Source organism: Sphingomonas sp. BK069 (genome assembly GCF_014193405.1).
Taxonomy (GTDB): domain Bacteria; phylum Pseudomonadota; class Alphaproteobacteria; order Sphingomonadales; family Sphingomonadaceae; genus Sphingomonas.
Genome location: NZ_JACHZH010000011.1, coordinates 41901 through 65485, shown reverse-complemented (window position 1 = coordinate 65485; position 23585 = coordinate 41901). Strand labels below are relative to the sequence as shown.

General features: G+C 64.5%; 28 protein-coding genes and 1 pseudogene. 15 read left to right on the top strand and 14 right to left on the bottom strand.

Annotation, left to right across the window (positions count from 1 at the left end):
• Nucleotides 1-25: 25 nt before the first annotated feature.
• The 4 genes from FHY02_RS20760 to FHY02_RS20745 all read right to left on the bottom strand — a co-directional run bounded on the left by FHY02_RS20760 (nt 26) and on the right by FHY02_RS20745 (nt 3418).
• Nucleotides 26-922: a polysaccharide deacetylase family protein gene (locus tag FHY02_RS20760; protein ID WP_183925875.1), complete on the bottom strand. Its 897-nt coding sequence runs from the start codon at nt 920-922 to the stop codon at nt 26-28.
• 104 nt (nt 923-1026) lie between these two features.
• Nucleotides 1027-1488, bottom strand: a complete 462-nt coding sequence (locus FHY02_RS20755; RefSeq protein ID WP_183925873.1) for a VOC family protein — start codon at nt 1486-1488, stop codon at nt 1027-1029.
• A gap of 74 nt (nt 1489-1562) precedes the next feature.
• The gene (locus FHY02_RS20750) at nt 1563-2603 is read right to left on the bottom strand and encodes an NAD-dependent epimerase/dehydratase family protein (protein WP_183925871.1); all 1041 of its coding nucleotides are present in this window, start codon (nt 2601-2603) and stop codon (nt 1563-1565) included.
• Between the two features lie 50 nt (nt 2604-2653).
• Nucleotides 2654-3418, bottom strand: a complete 765-nt coding sequence (locus tag FHY02_RS20745) for an SDR family oxidoreductase (protein ID WP_260173041.1) — start codon at nt 3416-3418, stop codon at nt 2654-2656.
• Nucleotides 3419-3517: 99 nt separating this feature from the next.
• Between FHY02_RS20745 and FHY02_RS20740 the strand changes: the two genes are divergently transcribed.
• A complete protein-coding gene (locus FHY02_RS20740) occupies nt 3518-4411 on the top strand; it encodes a LysR family transcriptional regulator (RefSeq protein ID WP_183925867.1) in 894 nt (297 codons plus the stop codon).
• Nucleotides 4412-4473: 62 nt separating this feature from the next.
• Here the strand turns inward: FHY02_RS20740 and FHY02_RS20735 are convergent, their stop codons facing one another.
• The 6 genes from FHY02_RS20735 to FHY02_RS20710 all read right to left on the bottom strand — a co-directional run bounded on the left by FHY02_RS20735 (nt 4474) and on the right by FHY02_RS20710 (nt 10893).
• A complete protein-coding gene (locus tag FHY02_RS20735) occupies nt 4474-5838 on the bottom strand; it encodes a DHA2 family efflux MFS transporter permease subunit (RefSeq protein WP_183925865.1) in 1365 nt (454 codons plus the stop codon).
• A gap of 184 nt (nt 5839-6022) precedes the next feature.
• Entirely contained in the window at nt 6023-7612 is a 1590-nt protein-coding gene (ahpF, locus tag FHY02_RS20730) for an alkyl hydroperoxide reductase subunit F (protein ID WP_183925863.1), read from the bottom strand.
• Between the two features lie 64 nt (nt 7613-7676).
• Nucleotides 7677-8240: an alkyl hydroperoxide reductase subunit C gene (gene ahpC, locus FHY02_RS20725; protein WP_183925860.1), complete on the bottom strand. Its 564-nt coding sequence runs from the start codon at nt 8238-8240 to the stop codon at nt 7677-7679.
• Between the two features lie 153 nt (nt 8241-8393).
• A complete protein-coding gene (locus FHY02_RS20720) occupies nt 8394-9164 on the bottom strand; it encodes a helix-turn-helix transcriptional regulator (RefSeq protein WP_183925858.1) in 771 nt (256 codons plus the stop codon).
• Nucleotides 9165-9206: 42 nt separating this feature from the next.
• Nucleotides 9207-10241 carry an aldo/keto reductase gene (locus FHY02_RS20715; RefSeq protein ID WP_183925856.1) on the bottom strand — a complete coding sequence of 345 codons (1035 nt, stop codon included), beginning with the start codon at nt 10239-10241 and terminating at the stop codon, nt 9207-9209.
• A gap of 28 nt (nt 10242-10269) precedes the next feature.
• Entirely contained in the window at nt 10270-10893 is a 624-nt protein-coding gene (locus FHY02_RS20710) for a 5-formyltetrahydrofolate cyclo-ligase (protein ID WP_260173040.1), read from the bottom strand.
• Between the two features lie 288 nt (nt 10894-11181).
• On the opposite strand from FHY02_RS20710, the gene FHY02_RS20705 reads away from it, so the two are divergent.
• The 6 genes from FHY02_RS20705 (at nt 11182) to FHY02_RS20680 (ending at nt 15448) form a co-directional block, all read left to right on the top strand.
• Complete coding sequence (locus FHY02_RS20705; RefSeq protein WP_183925852.1) at nt 11182-11838, top strand: siderophore-interacting protein; 657 nt, start codon at nt 11182-11184, stop codon at nt 11836-11838.
• Nucleotides 11839-12102: 264 nt separating this feature from the next.
• Complete coding sequence (locus FHY02_RS20700; RefSeq protein ID WP_260173039.1) at nt 12103-12594, top strand: demethoxyubiquinone hydroxylase family protein; 492 nt, start codon at nt 12103-12105, stop codon at nt 12592-12594.
• 108 nt (nt 12595-12702) lie between these two features.
• Nucleotides 12703-13194: a hypothetical protein gene (locus tag FHY02_RS20695; RefSeq protein ID WP_183925850.1), complete on the top strand. Its 492-nt coding sequence runs from the start codon at nt 12703-12705 to the stop codon at nt 13192-13194.
• 539 nt (nt 13195-13733) lie between these two features.
• On the top strand, nt 13734-13952 hold the full coding sequence (locus FHY02_RS20690; RefSeq protein ID WP_183925848.1) for a hypothetical protein: 219 nt from the start codon (nt 13734-13736) through the stop codon (nt 13950-13952).
• Nucleotides 13953-14013: 61 nt separating this feature from the next.
• Nucleotides 14014-14514 (top strand): hypothetical protein, encoded by a 501-nt coding sequence (locus FHY02_RS20685; protein WP_183925846.1) that lies wholly within the window; start codon nt 14014-14016, stop codon nt 14512-14514.
• 1 nt (nt 14515) lies between these two features.
• Nucleotides 14516-15448 (top strand): hypothetical protein, encoded by a 933-nt coding sequence (locus FHY02_RS20680; protein ID WP_260173038.1) that lies wholly within the window; start codon nt 14516-14518, stop codon nt 15446-15448.
• A 3-nt stretch (nt 15449-15451) separates the two neighbouring features.
• On the opposite strand, the gene FHY02_RS20675 is transcribed toward FHY02_RS20680, so the two are convergent.
• Entirely contained in the window at nt 15452-15661 is a 210-nt protein-coding gene (locus FHY02_RS20675) for a hypothetical protein (RefSeq protein WP_183925844.1), read from the bottom strand.
• Between the two features lie 28 nt (nt 15662-15689).
• Here FHY02_RS20675 and FHY02_RS23485 point away from each other — a divergent pair.
• Nucleotides 15690-16046: pseudogene (locus FHY02_RS23485) on the top strand (DUF3768 domain-containing protein).
• Nucleotides 16047-16066: 20 nt separating this feature from the next.
• On the opposite strand, the gene FHY02_RS20665 reads toward FHY02_RS23485, so the two are convergent.
• Nucleotides 16067-16345, bottom strand: coding sequence for a hypothetical protein (locus FHY02_RS20665; protein ID WP_183925842.1), 279 nt, complete (start codon nt 16343-16345; stop codon nt 16067-16069).
• A 50-nt stretch (nt 16346-16395) separates the two neighbouring features.
• Nucleotides 16396-17124, bottom strand: a complete 729-nt coding sequence (locus tag FHY02_RS20660; protein ID WP_183925840.1) for a CPBP family intramembrane glutamic endopeptidase — start codon at nt 17122-17124, stop codon at nt 16396-16398.
• A 394-nt stretch (nt 17125-17518) separates the two neighbouring features.
• On the opposite strand from FHY02_RS20660, the gene FHY02_RS20655 reads away from it, so the two are divergent.
• The 7 genes from FHY02_RS20655 (at nt 17519) to FHY02_RS20625 (ending at nt 22818) form a co-directional block, all read left to right on the top strand.
• Nucleotides 17519-19672: a DNA cytosine methyltransferase gene (locus FHY02_RS20655; RefSeq protein WP_183925837.1), complete on the top strand. Its 2154-nt coding sequence runs from the start codon at nt 17519-17521 to the stop codon at nt 19670-19672.
• Complete coding sequence (locus FHY02_RS20650) at nt 19672-20055, top strand: hypothetical protein (RefSeq protein ID WP_183925835.1); 384 nt, start codon at nt 19672-19674, stop codon at nt 20053-20055. Before FHY02_RS20655 ends, FHY02_RS20650 begins: the two co-directional genes overlap by 1 nt.
• Nucleotides 20052-20642 (top strand): hypothetical protein, encoded by a 591-nt coding sequence (locus FHY02_RS20645; protein ID WP_183925833.1) that lies wholly within the window; start codon nt 20052-20054, stop codon nt 20640-20642. The genes FHY02_RS20650 and FHY02_RS20645 overlap by 4 nt, the downstream gene beginning before the upstream one ends.
• A gap of 59 nt (nt 20643-20701) precedes the next feature.
• On the top strand, nt 20702-21181 hold the full coding sequence (locus FHY02_RS20640; RefSeq protein WP_183925831.1) for a hypothetical protein: 480 nt from the start codon (nt 20702-20704) through the stop codon (nt 21179-21181).
• Nucleotides 21182-21213: 32 nt separating this feature from the next.
• Nucleotides 21214-21471, top strand: coding sequence for a type II toxin-antitoxin system Phd/YefM family antitoxin (locus tag FHY02_RS20635; protein WP_132911182.1), 258 nt, complete (start codon nt 21214-21216; stop codon nt 21469-21471).
• 2 nt (nt 21472-21473) lie between these two features.
• Nucleotides 21474-21911: a hypothetical protein gene (locus tag FHY02_RS20630; RefSeq protein ID WP_183925829.1), complete on the top strand. Its 438-nt coding sequence runs from the start codon at nt 21474-21476 to the stop codon at nt 21909-21911.
• A gap of 367 nt (nt 21912-22278) precedes the next feature.
• Entirely contained in the window at nt 22279-22818 is a 540-nt protein-coding gene (locus FHY02_RS20625) for a hypothetical protein (RefSeq protein ID WP_183925827.1), read from the top strand.
• Nucleotides 22819-22920: 102 nt separating this feature from the next.
• Here the strand turns inward: FHY02_RS20625 and FHY02_RS20620 are convergent, their stop codons facing one another.
• Nucleotides 22921-23469 (bottom strand): DUF7010 family protein, encoded by a 549-nt coding sequence (locus FHY02_RS20620; RefSeq protein ID WP_183925825.1) that lies wholly within the window; start codon nt 23467-23469, stop codon nt 22921-22923.
• Between the last annotated feature and the right edge of the window lie 116 nt (nt 23470-23585).

The window sequence follows — 23585 nt, the reverse complement described above, 5'->3', positions numbered from 1 at the left end:
TGCAAAAGTGACTGATACTTCGACTTCAGCCCGCAGGTCCCGGCAAGCCGGTCTTGGTCGGGGAGCCGCGCCGGACGATAGGTGTCAGGGAGCCCTTGGTCTCCAAGGCGTACCTGGCGATCTCATCCTTGCGGGCGAACAAAACATCGGGCTTCGACTTGGCGTACGTGAGAAATCGATCAAGAAGTCGGACGCGATTTGCGTGTCCCGAGATGCGGTCGTGCAACGATATCACCATCATGCGACGCCGATGCGCTCCTTCGTCATAGAGTTGATCGAATTCGTCCTTCAGCGCCTGCTCATAGGCGATCGGATCATAACCTTCGAACGGGAACGACGAAATGTCGTTCATGTGGAAGGTGTAGGGCACCGTCACGATGTCGCCGCCCGACAGAGGCACGATGAACGGCTCGTCGCGGCTGGGTTCGTCGATATGATACTCGAAGCCGAGCTCCTGCAGGATGTCGAGCGTGTTGGGGGAGTTGCGCAACCAGTAAGCGTTCCAGCCGACCGGCTTCACTCCGGTAATCTTCTCGATCGACGCCGCGCCATCAGCGATGAAGCGCCGTTCCTCGTCGGGTTGCATGGTGTAGCTGGTCTCCCACGTGCGCCCGTGCGCCGCGATCTCGTGACCCCGCCGGACGATCTCCCGCGCCAGCTCAGGGGCCTTCTCGATCGCCTGACCGATCACGAAGGACGACAGCTTGATGCCATGCTTGTCCATCAGGTCGAGGATGCGCGGAATGCCCTCATTGACGCCATAGGCGAAGAAGGCGTTGGTCGGCAGGTCGGGCAGGCCGTCCTGGATCGGTTCTGGGATCGGCCCATTTGCGCCCGAAATCGGCTGGCCGCCACCTTCGAACATCAGGCTTAGGGAGATGGCGAGGCGTGCGCCGCCGGGCCAGAATGCAGTGTCGGACATGCGCCGTAATCCTTTGAAGGTCTTGTTTTCATCCGGATCGGCGGACCGGCCACCCGTGACACCGGGGCCCAGGCTTCGGTCTGGAATAGCCGGTCCTGCCGGTTCTACACGTCGATTTGACCGTTGTGGCAGATCTCGATGACCTCGCCGTCGAGGCCCACGATCATGGCGATGCGGAAGGGAAGGTTCGGCTCGCCTACCAGCTCGCGGCCCTGCGGCTCCGTATGCACCGTGGCACCTGCGGCGACCGCGCGCGCAACGACCCGATCGACGCTCTCGGGGCTGGCTGCCTTGAGCGCGACATGGACGATACCGGGCTCCACCTTTCCGTCGAACGGCGCCGTCTTGACACTGTTCTCGGGTGCGCCGGCCGCATCGTCGTCAGAGCCGAAGACCTCGATGAAGCCGCCGCCCGGCGCCCGCAGGAACGCCGACCGCTTGATCAGTGGCTCGAAGGTCCAGGGATAGACCATCTCGAAGCCGAGTCCCTCGACGTAGAACTTGACCGTTGCGTCCCAATCCACGGCACGGATCGCGTAATGATGCAGACCAAGAATATCAGTCATGATAATCCTCTCTCGATTGCAAATCTGGCAGGATCGTTCAGGGCTGATGTCAGGACCCCGCCACGGCCATGCTGTCAGGGAATAAGCTTGCGCTGGCGCATGTCGTCGAGATGCGCGAGCAGCACGTCATCCGAGCGCTCGTCCATCGCGAAGCCGGCGCGTCGGGCCTTGGTGACGTCGAAGATCGCGTCCGCCTCGACGTTGAAGATGAAGTCGCCGAATGCACCCGGCGCGAGGCGATCGATATCCGCTTCCGCCAGATCGTTCGCCTTTGCGAGCTCTCGCCACACGGGTCGCATCGCGTGGAGCCGCTGCACCAGCGAAATCGGTTGTGGCTCGCCCACCTCCAGCCCAAACCAGGCCGCGAGCTTGGGCCAGACGTGCGACCAGCGAAAGACGTCGCCGTTGGTGATGTTGAAGGCGCCGTCCGCCTCCGTCTCAACCGACCAGAGCGCGGCGCGGCGCAGCACGTCGGCACCGGTGACGTTCACCAGCGTATCCCGATAAGCCTTTTCGGTACCGGGAAACTGGAACGACGTTCCCGTGGCACGGCAGAGCGAACCGTAGACGCCGATCAGGTTGCCGAGGTTCATCGCCGATCCGAGCGAATGGCCGATCACGATGTCCGGGCGCAGCGCCGTCCAGCGAATGCCGTCCTTCTCGAGCGAACGGGCGAAATCCTCGTGGCGGAAGTAGAGGTTGGGCGGGAAGTGCCGGCTGTCGTCCTCACGCGCCGGCGTCCTGTAGACGCCGAGCTGCGCGCCGTAGACCTTGCCGCCCTGGATGAAGGTCACCCGCTCGAGTGGAGCGCCGACGCGGCGCAATGCCGCAACGAGGTTCTCCAGCATCGTCGCATTCTCGTCCGCCTCCACGCCGGGGTCGGCGTTGGGCTTGAGCGCCGCGTAGAACAGATGCGTGACGGTCTTCAGCGTGTCGCTCGACGCATCGAGGCTGTTCGGATCGAGCAGGTCCGCCGGGATGTGCTGTCCCTTCCCCAACGCGGTGTCGTCGCGATTGAGCGTGGTGACGGGCCAACCCGCCTCTTCGAACGCGGCAATCGCTGTCCGACCGACGACGCCCGCGCCGCCCGCCACCAGGATGTGCTTGTCTGCCATGATGTTTCTCCTGAAATCGTGATGTTCCGCTAGTCGTTAGGAACGATCGCTCAGGCGACCCGGCCGCCGCCATCGACGTTCACTACGGTGCCGTTGATGAAGCCGTTCTCCATCACCGCGAGCGCGGCGTGCGCTTCGTCCTCGACCTCACCGACGCGCCCGACAGGAAGCGCCGCGGCGACGTCGGCGAAGAAAGTCGTGCGTTCGTCCTCGCTCATGCTCGACCAGGAACCCGCATCCACGACACCGGGCGAGATAACGTTGACGCGCTTGGGCTTGAGTTCGATGGCAAGCGCCGCGGCAAGGCTCTCCAGTGCGATATTGACCACACCGACGATCGAGGAACCGGGGCCCTGACGGTAGGCTGCGAGACCCGAGAAGAACAACAGGCTGCCCTGCGGGGCGAGATGCTTTTCGGCAGCCCGGCCAAGATTGATCGGTCCCCAGAATTTGGAGGCCAGCATGCCCTCGATCTGAGCGTCGGTGAGGCCGGTGAACGGTCCGAAGGTGAGGTCGGCCGCGGTCGTCACGATGTGATCGTAGGGACCGTGTTCCGCGAGCGCCGCCTCGACCTGTGCCCGATCAGTGACGTCGAGCGCATAGACTCCCAGCACCGCACCGCCCAGCGTCGCCCCGGTCGCATCCAGCTTGTCGCGGCTGCGCCCGGCCAATGCCACCTTGGCGCCGCGCGCGGCTGCCATGCTCGCGATCGCACGCCCGACGCCCGAGCCGGCACCGACGACGAAGATCTTGGCACCGATCAGGGCGCCTAGCCCGTCACCGCCGCGGGTCGCCTGCGAAGTCGTATTCGTCATCTTGCTTGCTCCATTCCATCTTTATGAAACAGAGATAGGCGTTGCTCGTCGTTGAATAATCCGCATAGGCGATCAGGCACCTTTCGGTCAGGGCGAACAATGGATCAGTTCAACCTGCTTCGTCTCTATGTCGCGGTTGCCGATCTCGGCAGCCTGTCGGCGGTTGCGCGCGCGCAGGGGCTCTCGCCCTCAACCGTGACGTCGGCATTGCAGCGGTTGGAGGAGCGGGTTGGCGCGCGACTGGTCACGCGCACCACTCGGCGGCTGTCGCTTACCCCGGAGGGTGAGCGCTTTCTCGCCAACTGCCGTCGCATCCTTGCCGATCTCGACGAAGCGATGGACGAGGTATCTGATCGCGGACCGCTCCGCGGCGAAATCCGTGTGACGGCCACCAATGATTTCGGGCGCAGCACGCTGGCTCCGCTTCTTCATGAGTTCATGGAGGCGAACCCGGGCGTGCAGATTGCGCTGACGCTGAGCGATGCGGTGGTCGACATGGTCGAGGACAGCTACGATCTGGCGCTGCGCATGGGTCAACTCCCGGACTCAGGTCTGACGGCGCGGCTGCTGATGCGCGGCGCGCGCCGGGTCTGCGCGTCGCCGGCCTATTGGCGACAGCACGGTCGGCCCGAGCATCCCCGCGATCTGGCGCGGCATAATTGCATCGTCCTTGCCCGGCCGGGCGCACCGCAGAGCAGCTGGCAATTCCAGGAGGAGGGCCGTGCATTCGCGGTGCGCATTCGCGGTGACCGGACCGCCAACGACGGCGGGACCTTGCGCGCCTGGGCGATCGCCAGCGCGGGAGTCGTCCTAAAGTTCGACCTCGACATCGCACAGGATCTTGCCGCCGGCCGGCTTGAAGCCGTGCTCGACGATTTCAGCACCGGTGCCGTGAACCTTCACGCGGTCCATCCCGCTGGCCGACACCCGTCCCGCCGCGTGGCCGCGTTGCTGGACTTCCTTGCCGCGCGGCTGGGCCTTGGCAGGTCTTGAATTCGGCGTGCAGCGTTGACGGACGGCCGGCAGCGAAGTTGAAGTCGGTCCGACGCAGAGCGTCAGTGCGTATGTCTAGACGCGGCCTGATCGCGGTAATCGCTTGGCATCAGCGCCGTGACTGGGACAGCGACAAGTATCAGCAGCCCCGCCAGGATGAACGCCGTGTCGAACCCGGCCGTGCCGATCATGCGGCCTAGAGGCACGGCGACGGCAGCGGTCCCGATGACCACGCCAAGCTGCCGCACGACGCTCAGGATCGACGTTCCACGTGCGATCTGGGCCTGGTCCATCCCGCGGAAAGGGGCAGTCTGAAGCGGGACCACCGTCAAGCCGAACGAACCGCCCGCCACCAGGAGGATCAATCCCATGAGGACCTGTGACGTGGCTTGACTGGTGAGCGCGAAGGCGAGGGTCGAAACGCCGGAGCCGAGCAGGCCGATCGACAGAACGACCCGTCCTCCAAAGACCCTTATCAACTTCGGGCCGAGAACGGTCGTCACGATGATGCCGACCGCATGCGTGGCCATGACGGTTCCCGCGCGTGCAGCGGAAAAGCCGTGCGGTCCTTGCAGCAGAAGGGGCAGAGCGAACAGCAACCCACCGAATCCCACCGAAGCCAGAAACATGGTCGCATTGCCGACCGCGAACTCCCTGCCTTGGAAGAGGCGAAGATCGACCAGCGGCGCGGCGCTCTTCAGTTCGGCCTGCACGAAGGCCGCAAGGATCAGGATTCCTCCCAGCAGCGGGATCAGGATGCCGGGTCGAACGAGCGGTCCTTCCGGGGCGAATGAGAGGGCGATCGTCACCGCCACGAAACCAAGCGCGCCAAGGATGAAGCCCCTGGCGTCGAGGGCATCGCCTCGCTCGACCCGGTCCTCCTTGAGCCAGAGGAAACCAAGACCGAGCCCGACGACGCCGATGGGCACGTTGATCAGGAATATCCAGCGCCAGCTGACGACGTCGATGAGGATGCCGCCGAGGAATGGTCCGAGGGCCGGTGCGACTGCGGCCGGTACCGAGAAGATCGCCGAAGCGGTTGCGCGTTCCCGTTCCGGAAACGCCCGAAACAGGATGGCCATGCCGACCGGCACCAAGAGGCCTCCGCCGATGCCCTGCAAGGCACGAGCGGCGATCAGCGCGTGCATGCTCCAGGCTGCTCCGCACAGGGCGGAGCCGAGCGTGAAGACGCTGAGAGAGAAGAGGAACGTCCGCTTGGCGCCGAACCTGTCCGCCGCCCAGCCGCTTGCGGGCATCACGGCGGCTACCGTCACGAGATAGGCCGTGACCGCCAGTTGAGCGACGCCGATGGACGCGGCGAACTCCGCTTTAAGGGTGGGGATCGCGAGGTTGACGGTCGTGAGGTCGAGCAGGTCCACGAACAACGCGAACACGGTCACGACCGCGACTTTGTATTTCAAGACCATCCCGGCATCATCGCACGTCCTCATCCGGCAGCAAGGCCGGACTCCCGGTGCTGAAGCGCCACCCGTCATATGCAACGGCGGCGCCTGATGCGGTTGCGAAGAGCTGCGTCTCAGAGGATTGGCGCAGGCGGAATGGCCGCGGCCGAGATCATTCTAGCGGCCTGACGGACAGGAAGTCCTGATGTCAGGCGGCCAGCATCGCCTCCTGCGTGTCCGCTTCCAGCGGTAGGCGGATGAGGTGATCGAACGCCGACAGCGACGCCTTCGAGCCCTCGCCCATCGCGATCACGATCTGCTTGAAGGGCACCGTCGTCACATCCCCTGCGCCGAAGATACCCGGCACCGACGTCTCTCCGCGATGATCGACCTCGATCTCGCCGTGCGGCGTCAACGCGATGGCGTCGAGGAGCCACTCGGTGTTGGGGACAAGGCCGATCTGGACGAAGATGCCCTCCAGCTCGATCTGGTGCACGGCATCGTGGTTGCGGTCCTTGTATGTCAGGCCCGTCACGCGCGTTCCGTCGCCATCGACCTCCGTCGTCATCGCCGATGTGATGACCTTCACATTGGGCAGGCTGGCGAGCTTGCGCTGAAGCACCGCGTCGGCTCGCAGGTCAGCGGCATATTCGATCAGCGTGACGTGTGCGACGACCCCGGCCAGATCGATCGCCGCCTCGACACCCGAATTTCCGCCACCAATCACTGCGACGCGCTTGCCCTTGAACAATGGGCCGTCGCAGTGCGGACAATAGGTCACGCCCTTGTTGCGATAGGTTTCCTCGCCCGGCACGTTCATCTGGCGCCACCGCGCACCTGTCGCCAGAATGACGCTGCGGGCCTTTAGCGATGCGCCGCTCTCCAGTTGCACCTCGTGCAGGCCACCCACCGTCGACGAAGGGATCAGCTTGGCCGCGCGCTGCTGGCTCATCACGTCGACGCCGTATTCGGCGACGTGACGCTCCAGGTCACTGGCGAGCCGTGGACCCTCAGTGTGTGGAACGGAAACGAAGTTCTCGATCGACATCGTGTCGAGCACCTGACCGCCCATCCGTTCGGCGGCGATACCGGTGCGGATGCCCTTGCGCGCCGCATAGATCGCTGCGGACGCGCCCGCAGGTCCGCCGCCGACGACGAGGACGTCGAACGCGTCCTTGGCGCCGATCTTGGCCGCCACCTTCTCGGCGCCTTCGTGATCCAGCTTGGAGACGATCTGCTCGACGGTCATGCGGCCCTGACCGAACGGCTGGCCGTTGAGGAAGATCGAGGGAACCGACATGACGGATCGCGCCGCCACCTCCTCCTGAAACAGCCCGCCCTCAATCGCGACATGGCTGATCCGTGGGTTGAGGACGCTCATCAAGTTCAGTGCCTGAACGACGTCGGGACAGTTCTGGCACGAAAGCGAGAAGTAGGTCTCGAAGGCAAGCGGCCCTTCGAGCGCTGCAATCTGCGCGACGACGTCCTGCGCCAGCTTGGACGGATGACCGCCGACCTGAAGCAACGCAAGCACGAGCGAGGTGAACTCGTGCCCCAGCGGAATGCCGGCAAAGCGCACGGCGATATCCGTGCCTACCCGCCGGATCAGGAACGATGGGCGCCGCGGGTCGTCTCCGGCCACGACCGACACCTTGTCCGACAGCGCTTCGATCTCGCGAAGCAGCCTGATGAGCTCGCGCGAACCCGTGGAGTCGTCGAGAGCCGCGACCAGTTCGATCGGGTGGACGATCTTGGTCAGATAGCCCTTGAGCTGCGCGCTGAGATCTGCGCCGAGCATGAAGTTTCTCCTCAAACAGGTGCGGCGGTGGGGGAAGAGCAGGAACCAGCCTCGGGGCGTCGGGTCAGATCTTGCCGACCAGGTCGAGCGAAGGAGCGAGCGTCGTGTCGCCCTCTTCCCACTTGGCGGGACAAACCTCGCCGGGATGCGCGGCGATGTACTGCGCGGCCTTGACCTTGCGCAGCAGCTCCATCGCGTTGCGGCCGACGCCTTCGGACGTGATCTCGATAAGTTGGATGACGCCATCGGGGTCGACGACGAAGGTGCCACGGTCCGCGAGCCCCTGGCCCTCACGCATGACATCGAAGTTGTTGGTGATGACGCCTGCTGGGTCACCGATCATGGTGAAATCGATCTTGCCGATCGCGGGTGAGGTGTCATGCCACGCCGCGTGACTGAAGTGAGTGTCGGTCGATACTGAGTAGATCTCGACGTCCATCTCGCGAAAGGTTTGGGAGTTATCGGCCAAATCCTCCAGCTCAGTGGGGCAGACGAACGTAAAATCGGCGGGGTAGAAGAAAAACACAGCCCACTTGCCAATAACGTCTGAGTCGCTGACTGTGACGAAGTTGCCGTCCCGATATGCTTGTGCGGTAAACGGCTTGATACGGGTGCCGACGAGCGACATGTGATGGCTCCTTGATCTGATCCAATATTAGATGCGCAGCAATGGACGCACTTCGTTTGGAACAGATAGGAAACCGGCGTTGGACGCGATAACGTCATCACGACTTATAATGATGGCCTTTCGTCAACGGTCTCGAGGGCATTCAAAAAACAATCAATGATGAAAATAAGCGCCTGGCGTTGTCCCGAAGGTTGCACGGAAGTTTGCGATGAAGCTCGAGGGATTTTCGTAGCCGATCGCGAATGAGGTCGCCTGGACGCTCTCACCCGCCGCCAGCCGCTCGAGAGCGGCGACCATGCGTGCGCGGCCACGCCAAGCCCCAAAACTCATCCTCGTCTCGGCCGCGAAAAGGCGCTCGATGGTCCGCTCGGAGGCGCCTACCTCCCGCGCCATGTGGCGCAGGGGGACGCGGCTGGCGATATCGGCCGCAACGATCTGAGCGACCCGGACCGCGCGCGCATCACGCGGCATCGGAAGGCTGACCGGGGCTTTCGGCAGAGTAGAAAGCTCGTCGAACAGAACGCCGATCCGTCGCGCCTCGGGCGTGTCGCGGGGATAGACATCGTCCATGTCCATACACGCCTCAATCAGGTGGCGCACCAAGGGTGAGACGTTGACGACCGCACAGCCTTCCCATGCCGGCAGGTTCGGAGCGTCGATACCGAAATAGAGGATCTCGAGGTCGGCGCCGCGGCTGACCTCAAGACCGTGTTCAGTTTCGGCGGCTATCCAGAGCGCCCTGCCGGGCGGAAGGATCCAGCGGCCCGCGGGAGTGGCCACGTGCATCAGCCCACGCGCCGCATACATCAACTGCGCACGATCGCGATGCACATGGCGTGAGAAGTCGCCAGGTCCAGCCGTCGTCCGAAAGCCGGTGACGACGACCCGCCCTGCATGGTTCGAGTACGGAGCTGTCATGTCCATGTGTAAGCCGGATGTCCTCGACAGTAAGAGCGCAGCTCGCGACTAACCGGTCGGCAGGCCGGTCTCGTTGAGCATCGGGAATCCGTGCTGGTGCCAGTACGGATACGGCGCGGGTGCCGTGCTCGCATCATCCAGGCGAGCGACCTGCTCGTCGGTAAGCGCCCACCCGGCCGCGCCGGTATTCTCGATGAGCTGCTCCTCGTTGCGGGCGCCCACAATGACGGTCGCGACGGTGGGGCGACGCAGCAGCCAATTGAGCGCGATCTGGGGTATGGTCTTGCCCGTCTCTTCGGCCAGATTGTCGAGAACGTCTACGATACGGTATAGCCGTTCCTCATCGAACTGCGGACCGGTGCCGGCGATATCGTGCGCTCTGGTACCGGGTTTGGCGGGCTGGCCGCGCCGAATCCGCCCGGTCAGCTTGCCCCAACCGAGCGGGCTCCAGATCGTAGCGCCCACGCCCTGATCGTGACCAAGCGGCATCAGCTCCCACTCGTAATCCCGGTTTAGCAGGGAGTAGTAGACCTGATGCGCGACGTGTCGCGGATATCCGAGCCGGTCGGCAGCGGCCAGCGACTTCATGAGATGCCAGCCCGAGAAGTTGGACGCTCCGACATAGCGCACCTTCCCCTCCCGGACGAGTTGGTCGAGCGTCGACAACGTCTCCTCGACCGGCGTCCCATGATCCTGGCCGTGAAGGTGCAGCAGGTCGATGTGATCGACGCCGAGACGCTTCATTGATGCATGGACCGCTTCGAGCAGGTGGATGCGCGACGAACCATAATCGTTGGCTCCGTCACCGGTCGGGAACGTCACCTTGGTGGAGACGAGAAGCCGATTACGCTTGCCGCGGATTGCCTCCCCAAGCATTCGTTCGGCAAGTCCGGACGAATAGCCATCGGCGCTGTCGAACATCGTGATGCCATGGTCGAGGCAGACGTCGATGAGGCGTGCGGCTCCGTCTGCGTCGGTCGAACCCCACGCCTTGAAGAAATCACCGGCGCCTCCGAACGTCCCGGTGCCGAAAGCCAAGGCGGGCACCCGAAGACCCGATGAACCAAGACGACGATGTTCCATACGTTGGCACTCCTATTCGATGCCGGCTTCACGCGCGGACGTCGCCGTCCCATGGGGACGGACGAGGCATGATCGTGACGGTTTCCAGCTCTGTGACGATGGCGGTCAGTGTAACGTCCCAAGGTTCCCTCGGCACTTCGTCCACTTCCTGAACGCTCCAGGAGACGCCGATCCGCTTTGCGGTCGGCCGGCGTTCGAGGAAGCGGTCGTAGAAGCCGCCTCCTTGGCCCAGCCTGCCGCCCTCCCGGTCAAACCCGAGAAGCGGAACGAGCAAGACGCCGGGTTCGCAGATACCTCCACGGGTCTCAGGCACCTGGATGCCGGCATAACCGGGCACCAGAGTGTCGCCCGGTGACCAGGAGACGAAGTCCATACGTCCGCCTCGCACCTGCGGAAGCAATATCGTGCGACCTGCCGTGTGCAGGTCGGCGAGCAGCGGCAGCACGTCCGGCTCATTAGCTTGCGAGGCATAACCCGCCACGGGTTCATCACCGTCGGTGAGGGGACGCAGCGCGGTGAGGATGCGAGCGTTGGCGGCCGTCCGCTCCGCAGCCCCCACGTCCACCAGGAAGTCGCGTCGCGACCGCCTCAACGCCGCCCTTAGAAGAGGCTTCGGTGAGCCGGGACAAGGTGCCTCAGGCTGTTCAGCCATGCATCCGATCCGAGAAGAGTCTCAAGCGGCCCATTCTCCCGACGTGGGTCGTGCCTTCCTTCACAGCTAGCGTCATCGCGCCGTTTGATAACCGCTTCTCGCCACGGCAGCAGGCCGCACTACGGTTTACGTGGCGGGAAAGCATTATTCTTTGTCAGAATACATCGTTGCCGTTTTGCGAACGATTATCAATTATGGTGTGGTTATTGGGAAAAGAACATGCCACCTCAACCGCAAAGCCCTGCGTTCGATGCGGAGGTTACCTGCGTCCAAGAGATTACCCACCGCATGCGGCGGGTCACCTTCGGCAGTGAAGACTTCTGCAGCCTGCGCGATGTTCGCCCAGGCCAGTGGATGAAGCTCTTCTTCGGCGAGGGCGCTGCGGGTCGTGCCTACACGATCCGCGCCCACCGTCCAGAGGCCGGCGAAATCGACATTGATTTCGTCTTGCATGGAGAAGCGCCTGATCCCGGTCCGGCTGCCTCCTGGATCAGAAAGGTGAGCCTTGGATGCCGTGTGCGGCTCTACGGCCCCCGCAGCGACTTCCGGCATGATCCGAAACGCCGCCTCTGCCTCTTCGGCGACGAATGCGCGTTGCCCGCCATCTGCGTTATCCTCGAAAGTCTGCCACGGCAGACCTCCTGCATCGCCATCGTCGAGGGCGCCGACCGACCTGCCATTGGTAAACTTTGCCAGGCAGCCAGCCTGATTAACTCTAGCGTTGTGCAGACCCCCGACCGACGCGGAGAGGGGCTGCTCGCCGTCGGACGTAATTTGCCGCTGAGCCCCGACTGGGATCAGATATGGGTAGGTTGCGAAAGCGCGACGGCGCGACGCCTGCGCGCAGAGTTCGCCGAGCTCGGCTTCGAACGGCGATCGCTGCACGTGTCCGGCTATTGGAAGCGCGGGGTGTCTGACCATGTCGACAGCGACGGCGACTATTAAAGGGGCGGAACGGCATGAGGCACGCTCAGCGGGCTTCATCGTGCGTTTCGGGCTGATAGCAAGCTCCAACGATCCCGCAGGTCCGCTCTGGTACGGCGTTGAGGACCTCGGCTGCCTTCTTCCGCTGCGCCTCCAGAACGAGCGACCGAAGCCTTGACCAAGACAAACGACGCAATCACCCGATCACGCCGAGCCCCGAAGGTCGAAGCGGATGGAACCCCGGCACAGGTTGCGCTTGGGCTTCCCTCGCGACGTTTAGGTGCCTTGATCCGCGTCGATCATGCCGGCGAGTTCGGCGCAGTTAGGATCTACGACGGGCAGATCGCGGTGTTGGGCCGTGATGGCCGCTACGGCACTGACCTGCTGCACATGCGAGCGCAGGAGCGCGAGCACCATGCACGGTTCTCTGAACTCCTCACAGACCGGAACGTTCGCCCGACCATCCTCCTCCCGCTGTGGCACGCCGCCGGTTTCGCCTTAGGCGTCACTACCGCCCTGATGAGTCCTGAAGCCGCGATGGCCTGTACCGAGGCGGTCGAGGACACGGTCGTGCAGCACTACGACGACCAGCTTGCTTCGCTTGGCGCTAACGAACCCGATCTGTCGGCGATCGTCCAACGGATCAGGGACGAGGAGCTGGAGCACCGCGACCAAGCCGTGGAGGCCGGATCCCATCATGCTCCCGGTCATGCATTCCTCTACGGAGCGATCCGTCTCGGCTGCCGTATTGCCATCGCGATTAGCAAACGGATCTGAGATCGTGATCTACGGCCAGCACGTCTGTCTTGCATCCAAGCCAAGCCGATTTCGGCTGTCGGGCGTCAGCCCCTGCTACCGTCACCAACAAGCAGCAAGGATTAGCGCATGATGAAGATGATGACGTCCGCAGGTTTCCTTGCGCTCCTGGCGCTCGGATGGCCCGCTTCGGCACAGGACGCCGGCGTGAAGGGTGTTACCCGGACGGTGCTCGGATCCGGGCAACCGGTTGCGGCACCCGGCCTCGAGCTTTCGCTTCGCCGTGTCGTGTTCGCTCCCGGCGCGACCATCTCCGGCGAGGTTCATTCGGGTATGCAGGTGATCTACGTCCTGTCCGGGCGTCTCTCGCTCCAGGTCCTGGGTGGCAGCGCGATGGTGCGGAGGGCACTGCCCGACGGCAGCATGGGACCTGCGACGGAGATCAAAGCGGGGCCGACCCCCGTGACGCTGCGGCCTCGCGACACCGCGCTCGAGAACGAGACGTTGGTGCTCCATCCGTCCAATCCGTCGCGGGAGCCGCTCGTCATCCTCGCCGGCTCGTTGATGCCGATCGGGAGGCCCCAGAGCGTTCAAATCACCGAATCTATTCGAATACCGTGACGGAGGATCATGATCGGGCTCAAGCGGGACTGTCGGGCCTACTGTACGGCAAGGCCAACGTGTTGCTGTATGGCGTGGCTTAAGGATCAAATTGCCCAGTTTGTGTGTCGGCATCGCCCGCGTAGCCCTTGCGCGATAGCCGACATCGGTCAGCTGCCCGCTTTTCCAAAAGGATGTCATTATGGAAATGAGTGGTAGCTCTAAGAAGTCGAAGACGCACTTCATCTGAGAAGCAAAGCGTCGTGGACGACGTGCGCTATCGCCACGGCACACTATCTCACCGCATCCTATGAAGCCGAGCTCTTCAACGCCTGGCGCCTGACTGCCCGCGATGTCGACGGGCTCACCGCGGCCGGCGAGGAGCTGGGCCGGGTCGACGATAGCGACAGCCCGGGCCGGATCTACGCGACCGGCTTCATGGAGCGAAGTGGCGAACGGTGGATCGTCAACGTCGACAACTCCAGCCAGGCCTTCGACGAGCTCTTCGATGCGGAAGCGCACCTCTGGGCGTCCATGCATCCACCGAGAGCCGACCCGAGGTGCGCCAGCCGCTGCGATTGCCGCCTCCGCCTTCCGCCATCCACTTCACCGTCGACGAGATCACGGTGACCGCGGACGCGATCGATCGTCGGCTGGTCACACTCGCGGAGCGGATGGAGACAGTTTCGGAGTTATCGTCCGAGGGGTTGTTCCTCACCGAGAGCGTGCGACGGCTGAAAGCCGCTCGGATCAAGCTGATCGAGGCCGCGCAGCCCTGAGCGAGGAAGAGGAGAGGGGAGCAGGAGGTCGCGGGATTGAACCCGCGAGAAGGAGACCGCCATGCTCCCCGCCTCATTCGCAACCACCGCCGCGCCAAGCGCGGTTGCTACGGTGCAGGAGCTCTTCGCCGACAGCATCACCGACGTCCTGCTCGAACTTCTGCAGGCGGCCCGTGCCGCGGACGCTGCCCGCGTCGATGTCGCGGTCATCGGCGCAGCCGGCGAGCGGCTGCTACAGCTCAGCGACGACGGCCATGGGCTCGACGAGCCCGGTGCGATCTTCGGTCACCCGCTGCCGCGCTTCGGCATCTTCAGTCTCGCCGGCCGCGACGTGATCGTCCGCTCCTGGTCACGTGCCGCGCATCAGGGTTGGAGCGCACACATCACCGCCGCGGCGTGGACGGGCAGGCGCCCCATCGCGATCTCGCCCGACCCGATTGCTCGCGGCACCGCCATCACCTTCCGCATGCCGGCGGTCGCCGAAGCCGTGGTCCGCGCTGCGCTGGCCGAGGCCGCTTGCCTCGCCGGCGTCGTCGTCACCTTCAACGGTCGGGGGATCTGACATGGACATGCCACCCTCTCCCGTCGTGCTTGCCTACGGCATCGGCGTGGATAGTACCGCGCTTCTCGTTGAGCTGGTCGCACGCGGGCAGAAGCCCGACCTGGTGCTGAGCGCTGACACCGGGGTCGAGAAGCCGGCGACCTACGCCTATCTCGATGTGATCCGACCATGGATGGACGCGCACGGCATCCGGCACGAGCTGGTCTCGTACACGCCCAAGCGCTTCAAACACTGGCCGCCCTACTATGGGCTGCTGGAGATGTGCCTGACCAACGCCACGCTGCCGAGCAAAAGCCTCGGCGGCTCGAGCTGCAGCCTGAAATATAAGAAGGCGCCGCAAGATGCGTTCCTGGCTGGCTGGCAGCCGGCGAAAGACGCTTGGGCGCTTGGCCAACGTGTCATTCGGCTGATCGGCTACGATGCAGGCCCGCGTGACACGCTGCGGGCCAACCACGCGCTGTCGATCGATGACCCGCTCTACGAGTGCCGCTACCCGCTACGCGAATGGGGCTGGGATCGAGAGGCCTGCGAAGCCCGCATCGTCGCGGCCGGGCTGCCTGTCCCGCCAAAGTCGGCGTGCTGGCTTTGCATCGCCAATAGGCCTCAGGAAATCCGCGAGCTTCCTCGCTGGTGCCTGCGCCTGATCGTGTTGGTCGAGGCGCGCGCCGCACCGCGGCTGCACACGGTCGAGGGATTGTGGCGGCGATCGACCAAGGCGCGCCCGGGCCGCATGACCGATTTTATCCGCGCCGAAGGCCTCCTGCCCGCGCGCGAAATCGATCGGATCTGGCGCGACGCGCCAGTTGACCTGATCCGCTTCCAGGACGTCGCTGCCATGGTGCCGCTTGGCGAGCGGCCGACGATGCAGAGCTGGCTCGAGCGATTCAATGCTGGACTGTCGACCCGGAGGATGGGCGAACCAATCGCTGCGTAAACGTCATTGATCGGCCGACGGTGACGCCTGGTTGACGATGACCAGCTCTCCCGGCGCGAGGCCGACTACCGTCAGGCCAGCCATCGTGAGGAAGATGCTGGTCGCCAAAGCGATGAGCGGACCGGCTGGGATCACCTTACGTCGGTAGAGCAGGGCCATGCCCTCGAATGCGGCCGCGCCGAGCAGCGCGATGATGATCGCGAAGATCTGCATCCCACCCATTTACCCGAAGGGACCTGAGATGGACACCGCCGTTCAACTCACACGCACCGAGATCATCGGCGCGCTCAATGATCGCTGCCGGTGCGGCCTCGACCGCCGCGCGCGCATCGTAGTCACGCGCTCGTGTCTCGCGACCTTCGCCGAGGGCGGGGTACCCGCGATTGTCGCCTAAATCGAAATCATGGCCGCCGTGCGAGCGCATGCATTTCCGGAGAAGGATCGCGAGCGGAACCGCGGTGAGTTCGAGCTGCGCGGCCGCACGGTCTACTTTGCGATCGACTACTACGATCTCGCGCTTGAGTATGGCTCAGAAGATCGGGCCAACCCGAGCATCACACGGCGCGTGCTCACGATCATGATGCGCGAAGATTTGTAGCCAATCGGGTGAGCCGCCGATCACTCTATCTTTTCTGCGATGTCAGCGATGTCCTTGTTGGACAATCCCTCGTCCTCGTCGCGTAGATAGCGAAGCAGTTCGTCCACTTCGGCAGGCCCGAAGCTTATATCCAGCGTGTCCATCTTGATTGCAGTCGAAAACCGTTCATCGTGTGGCATCGCCTCGACGAATGCCGCGCACTCGCTCAACGTCCCGTTCGAGAGGACGGTCGATGTCACCTTGCCATCGTCGTCGGTCGCATAGGTCGTTGCTGGCTCGCTTAGCGGATAGGTCGTCATGTCGTAGCCCCTTGGTTTGCGCAGAGAACGTTCGCGGCGACGTGTTGGGCTCAGCTGGCTAAGGTCGCGTACCACATGCCGAAGGCGTTGCTCGCGACGTGGACAAAGAGCCCGGGCACAATAGAGCGCGTGCGCAGCGCGCAGATGCCGGTCCCAAGGCCAAGGCACAGCGAAGCGACCAGGTTCGCAGGCTCGAAGTGCAGCGTCACAAAGAGGAAGGCCGACACCAGCACTGCGGTGACGCGCCAACCGCGGTCGACCAGCGCGCCGAGCAGGTAACCGCGGTAGAGCAGCTCCTCGACCATCGGCGCGACGATCACCGTTGCGACGAGCAGCGCCAGCCCGGCAGGTCCAGACAGCGATGCGACGAGCGCCCGGCCGACCTCAAGGTTGCTGCCGGCACCCGACTGCCACACGGTTGCTTCCTGCAGAGCGAGGATTCCAAGTGGGATTTGCGCGACGGCAAGGCCGATAACCATCGTGACCGCTGTGCGCCGCTCCCATGAAGGCGCCGTGAGCAGCACGGCGCGCGCGCGTCCTGCACGCCGCGTGTCGAGCGCTACAAGGCCGAAGATCAGCAGCGCCGCCAGTACGATCGCCGCTGCGGTGAGCGCGGCCGACGCCGGGTCGAACCCCATGGCAGGTCCGACGATGTAGTGGATCACGGTGAGTGCCGCCTGATGCGCGATCAGGAGCCCGGCGACGAGCCACAGCGAAGGTGTATTAGACTGAAGCCCCGACACAGATTGCTCACCGCTTCCGATCATTGCCTCTAGCATCTTCTGTCCCTTGGAATCGGCGTTCTGGCTGATGAGACGAGCTCGATGTCAGGCGCTGAGCCGTTAACGTTCAGCTCTAATCTTCAGGCAAAGCAAGCGCGGCTCCACCTTCAAGAGGGCCAGGTCCTGGCGTTCGTGGATCAACGACAGGTTCAGTGTTGTCACTGTCGCCAAGCCGATCCCGCCGGTGAGGCGATCCACATCGGCGAAGGATCTCTTCGCGAAGAGCCCTCTGAGCAGCGGTAGGACGGGGCGGTCCCCGCAAATCCTGGGTAGGCATCCAAGCCTCCTAGCCAGGCCCCAAACATCTGAAGCCGAGGCCATCATCCCTGAGGACTGAGAGAAAGAGAAGGGGGGAGAGGAGGTCGGATCATTGGGATCCGGGAGCCTCACCATGAACGCATTCAGTCACGCGACCGCTGAGGTGGTGATCCGCCATGGCCACATGGCGTGCGGCCTCGGCGCCGGCGCTGCCGGCATGAACGCGGCCAATCCGCGCGTCGGCCCACTGCGCGGTCGCTTCGAGTGCGCAGGCGGGATCGACGTCGATGAGGGGGCGATCCGCAACTTCCAGCGGTTCACGGGCGTGAAGGGCACGGTGATGGACCTCTTCTCCGAGGCCCAATACCGCGCCTTCCATCAACGCGCGCCGGACCCGAGCTGGCGCGAGGCCACGCCGCTCGACATCCGCCGCGTCTTCGGTCGCCTCGACGTCCTGTTCGCGAGCTATCCCTGCAAAGGCTTCTCCGGCCTGCTGTCGGCGCGCACGGCCGAGACGGCCAAGTACCAGGCGCTCAATGACCTGACGACGCGCGGCATGATGCTGAGCCTCGAGGCGTACCGCGATGACCCGGTCGCGATCGTCGCTTTCGAGAACGTGCCGCGCATCGCGACCGCGCGGGGCGCACGCTTCCTTGCCCAGATCGACGCGCTGTACCGCGCCTATGGCTATGTCGTCAGCGACGTCGAGGACAGCATCCACGACTGCGGCGCGATCGGCGGACTCGCGCAGCGCCGCAAGCGTTTCCTGCGGCTGTTTCGCCATCCGTCCAAGGTGCCGAACTTCATCTACCAGCCCGCCAAGAAGCGGCTGCGCGGCGTCGGCGAGGTCATCGGCAAGCTGCCGATGCCGGGCGACCCGGCCGCGGGCGTGATGCACCGTGTGCCGGCGCTGCAGTGGAAGACGTGGGTGCGGCTCGCCTTCGTGCCCGCGGGGCGCGACTGGCGGGCGCTGAACGATCTGGCGGTGGTCGACGGCCGACTGCGCGACTTCGGCATCGTGCCTGAGCAGGCGTTGCGCGAGAACGCGCTTGGCGTGCTCGACTGGTCGGACACGGCGCCGACCCTCACCTCCGCGCGCGCGCCGGCGCAGGGCCGCTTCTCAGTCGCCGACGTTCGCGTCTCGGCCGATTGGAACGCCGACGTCCTCGGCGTCCGCGACTGGCACCAGCATGCCGGCACCGTCACCGGGCGAAACGGCCCTACCAACGGCGCGCACAGTGTCGCCGATCCAAGGCCGGACTATGGTGCTGCCACGCATCGCAACGTGCTCGGCGTGAAGCGCTGGAGCGAGAGCGCTGCCACGGTAAGCGGGAGCCCCAAGCCGAGCGCCGGCGCGCACGCGGTCGCCGATCCTCGCTTCGAGGCCCACCCGAAGAGTGTCCAGCTCGGCGTCCGGCCATGGTCGGCGCCGTCCCCGTGCATCAAAGCCGATGTGTCGGTCGGCACCGGGCCCTACGCGATCCCGGATCCGCGCCAAGCGGCCGCGGCGGGACAGCTCGGCAACGTCTTCCGCATCGTGCCGATCGACAAGGCCGGTGAGCCGGTCACCGACCCGAGGGCGGGCTACGCGGCCGGCACCCACCGCAACATCCTCGCCGTCACTGACTTCAGCGACACGGCCAAGGTGGTCACGGGTGCGGTCCATCCTGCAGGCGGTGCGCTGTCGGTCGCGGATCCTCGCCCCGTCGGGCTCAGTGCTGGCGGGCGAGACCAGCACGGCTACAACAGCCAGGCGCATTACGGCGTCCTCGGCTGGGAGGACACGAGCGTCGCCGTGCCCGGTTACGCCAAGTACGATCGCGGCAAGTGGTCGGTCGCCGATCCTCGACTGCCGGAGCCCGAGCCGCTGGCCGCGCTGCCAGCACCAAACGATCGCGTCGTCGCGCGCATCATCGCCGCGGACGGTACGTGGCATCGGCCCTTCACGACGCTCGAGCTCGCAGCACTCCAGTCGCTGTTCGATCCCGAGCAGGTCTTCCGCTTCGATGGCGAACGAGACGCCTGGTCCATGGCGCAGCCGTTCGAGCTCGAGGGAAGCTCCGACGCGCAGAAGCGTGAGTGGATCGGCAATGCCGTCCCTTCGGCCGCGGCGCAGGGTATGGCTGAGGAGATCGGCGAGGCGCTGCTCCTGGTCAGGCTCGGCGAAACCTTCATGCTGTCCGAGAAGGCCATCTGGGTGTCGCCGCTGCGCATGGCGGTGGCAGTCGATCACGCGCCGGTCGCGGCGATCACCCACCAGCAGGATCTCGATTGGGGAGAAGCATGATGGCAAGGCTCGATCATGGGCAACGGATCGCGAGTGCCGTTCTCTTCATCATGTTCGCAACGCTGGCGGGATTGATGTCCTGCGCCTTCTACGGCGAACGCGATATCGCACCCTCGCAGCTGCGCACTGAATTGGCGACTCTGCCAGAGCCGCTGCGAGCCCGGACGCTCGACTATCTGCGCAGCTCGCATGAGGCGATGTTCGACAGCTACACGCCCGGCGATCGGCTGACGTGGAACCGCTTACGCAAAGCCAAGGCTGCAGCGCGGCAGGCGATCAAGAACGACGCCGAAGAAGCGCAACAGGCCCGAGTACGGGCTGATCGAGAAGCCTTGCTGAATGCCATCGCGGTAAACCTGACCGGCGACGGGGTGCCGCGATGAGGTATGATCCGCGCATCGCAACGGTGTCGCGTGACGAGTTCGAGGAGCTGCTCGTACTTGCGCGACTGGCCAACGAGCCGCCTGGGCCGATGACGGATGATGATCGCTGGCGCGCCGACTACGCCGAGGCGCAACGTCGACGCCGCGTCGTCGGCTACCAGCAGGATCTCTTCTCCTCCACGACGATGACGCACTATCGTCGCAACGCCGCTGCGTTCGAGTGGGCGCGAGCGCCTGTCGAGACGATCGAGCAGAAGCTTGAGCGCATCAAGGGCGACCCCTTCGCTACCTTCGGTCCGCCAAGGTCGGACCGGCCGTCGACACTGACACGCGCCGAACGGGACGCGATCGTGCGCAAGGCCGGTAACTGGCTCGGCGTGCGTCGGCGAGTACGGCTGGTGGACGCCCCGGGCTCGGTCGATCCTGCTTTTGGCATCCAGCGTTACCTCGGGCGCGAAGGCGTCGTGTGGCGTCTGTGCAGCGCTCCGTTCGACGATCACTGCTACGTCTTCTTCGATGCGGTTGGTGCGGAGCGCACCGCCAAGATCGCGCTTGCCGAGCTGCGCGATGTGGAGCCGGTCGAGTGAGCTGGCGCGAACCCGATCTCTTCTATGGGGAGAGGCAGCCACCACGCACACTTCCGCCAATGAAGAGCTATCGGCCCGCGGCGCGCAAGGCCGCAAAGCCTTTCGCGTGGGAGAGCATGGGCGCCTGGGTCCGGCTCATGCACCGACTGTTTGCCCTCGAGACGCCGAGCAGCGAGCATTATCAGCGCACGCGCGAGACAGCGCGTGCGCTGACCGTGGAGCGCATCCGCGAATGCCGCCACGATGACGACCTAGCCCGCTGCGAGGCGATGCTCATGGAAGCGCGGGCAGGGTGGCTCTATGGCCTCGATCGTGCCTTCACGCGCGCAGAGCGCGGCACCCTGCTGGTTGAGGTCCGCAACCGACGCCAGCTGCTGGCGCTCGGACGCCAGGCGCCCAAGCCGAAGGGCGCGCGCATGGACCCGCGATGCCTGCCCGACGATGCTCTCAAGCGGCTGATCCAGTCGCACGCCGACGTTGCGGTCGTCGACCGGCTGCGCAGGGAGCGGGAGCGACGGGCGGTTGAAAGGAGAGGGTGAGATCCGTATTATACGGATGAGGAGATCGGCCCATGGTGCAGTCAGCGACAGCCGGTGAGGTCTCGAAGGCGTTTGGCCGCTTCAGCCGCCGGGCGCTGGTCGAGCCGCTCACCATCACGAACCGCGGCGACGAGGCTTTGGTCCTCATGTCGATGCAGGAATATACCCGCCTGAAGAGCCGCGACCGCGTAGCAATGTCTCTCGACGAGGTCACGCAGGAGATGCGCGACGCTGTCGCTGCCTCGAAGGCGCCTGAGGAGTCCAAGGCCTTCAACCACGAGCTGGATTGAGGGTGGACGTACCGACGCCGCGTCCTGGCCAGGTCATCCGCTACGAATACCTCTGGAAGCGCGAGGCCGACCGCGGCGCCGAGGACGGCCGCAAGGAGCGGCCGTGCGCGCTGCTGCTGTCGCAACAGATGCGCGACGGCCGTACCGAGGTCTTCGTCCTTCCCATCACGCACAGCCCGCCGACCGAACGCGCGCTCGCGATCGAGATCCCGCAGGCCGTGAAGCGTCGTCTCAAGCTCGACGACGAGCGCTCATGGATCATCCTGTCGGAGCTGAACCGCACGCCTTGGCCGAACCAGGACACGCGGGTCGTGCCCGGCTCCAAGCCGGAGACGATCGTCTATGGACAGCTGCCGGAGGCGCTCTACAACAAGGTTCGGGATCGCTGGCTGGAGCTTGTCGATCAGCGGCTAGTTAAGGTTGTGCCTCGCACAGAGTAACCGATCGCAGTGTTGGCGCCATTTAGAAAAGACACATTCTCCGCTAAATAGAAATGACACCGCTTCGTGGCAGCGGGGGCAGCGTGGAGCTACCCAAGCAGCGCAGCGCTGCCCCCGCTGTTACGATGACCTCTCGGCTTCTGCACCCTCGGACCCGATGCGCCAGCAGCGGGCTCGGTCACGCCAGTGGATGGCCGCTTACGCCCATGTCGGCCGTTGTCGGAATTTGCGTGGCTGTCCGCGAGGGACAGACGCAGGTCTCCGCGGTCAACTCCACAGGGCTACGCCGTTGCACGGCGAGGGAGCATTGACAGGTAGCCGTAGTGGCACTCATTCGTTGCCAATGATCTCTGCGCTTCGAAAGCCATTGACCGGCGGGTTGCTGATCCTAGCCTTTAGCATGGGGGCGGCCGTCGCGCAGACGCCTCTGACACCCGCGGATGCGAGATATTGGCTCCAGAACAGCCGCAAGCCGTCTGCAGATCCTAAGCGCCTGACGAGGATCGCACAGGCGTTCGCGGGCGCGCCGTTACCGGACGGTTGGGTGCCGAACCGACCGATCTCGCCTCCAGCGCAGCTCTGGGACTTTGACGACGACGGCCGTCTGGAACTGTACTCAATCGGCCAGTCTGCGGGCGGCGGGAACAAGCATGCCCTCCTCGTTACGGAGCAACAGGCGGACGGAAGCTGGACGAGCGCGAAGGTTGCCGACACGAGCGAGTCTACGTTGATCCGCCTAGCCATCGTTGCGCCGGGAAAATATCTCACGAGCTGCAACAATTGCCCTGTTACCGACCGAGCCACCGTCCTTTTGGATCGGACCGGCCTCGAATATAAATCGGGCTATACCTGGCGGTACTTTGTTCCTGCCAAGGGCGGATTGGTCGAGGTGACTGGAAAGCGCTGACCAGCGCGGCGCTTCGTTCCACAGAGATCGCCCAGGTGCGGACGTTCGAGCACGTGGCCGAGGTTCAACAGCTACCTATTAGCGCCGTCACGGGCTCGCAGCTTAATCGGTGAGCGGTGGCGACCGAAGGTTGCGCGTCAGCAACAGACCCGCGAATATGACTTCGATCCCCCCTATCGCGAATGCAGTAGACAGACTCATTGGGGCTCCCCCGAAGATCACCAGCAGGCCAACTCCGCTCATCAGGCATGCCAACAGCCAGAACAGACGGTCGCCGTAGATTGTCTTGAATAGGGCGTAGCGTGTGCCGGCGGCGATTGCCGCAACCGGAAAGACGAAGTCGGGGCGCAGTGGAATTAATAGCCAGGGGGTCACCAGACCGCCGATCATGGCAATCGTGCTTTCCAGCGCCGCGCCTGCCAGCGGGTTCCCGGTGACTTCCCTCGAGCGACCGAACATGGTGCGGCACAGGGACGTGCTGACCGGATGAATGATCATCCTGCCGATGAAGAGCACCGCAAAACCGCGGCCCACCCCTTGGCTCTGCGCTGTGATCGCTGCTGCCAGCCACACCAGCCCCGAAACCAGAACACCTGGCCCCCCACCGACGTAGGCGCGGCGGAAGTCCTGCTGAGCTTCATCGATACCCATTCTGCTCCCTAGTGAAGAGCCTTGTGCATGGCTTAGTCAACGTCTGCTTTCCTGCCAATCTCAGACGCTTGAGGTGCGTTCGGCCGGTGCTGCGGGTGAATGGCCGAGGTTGGCAG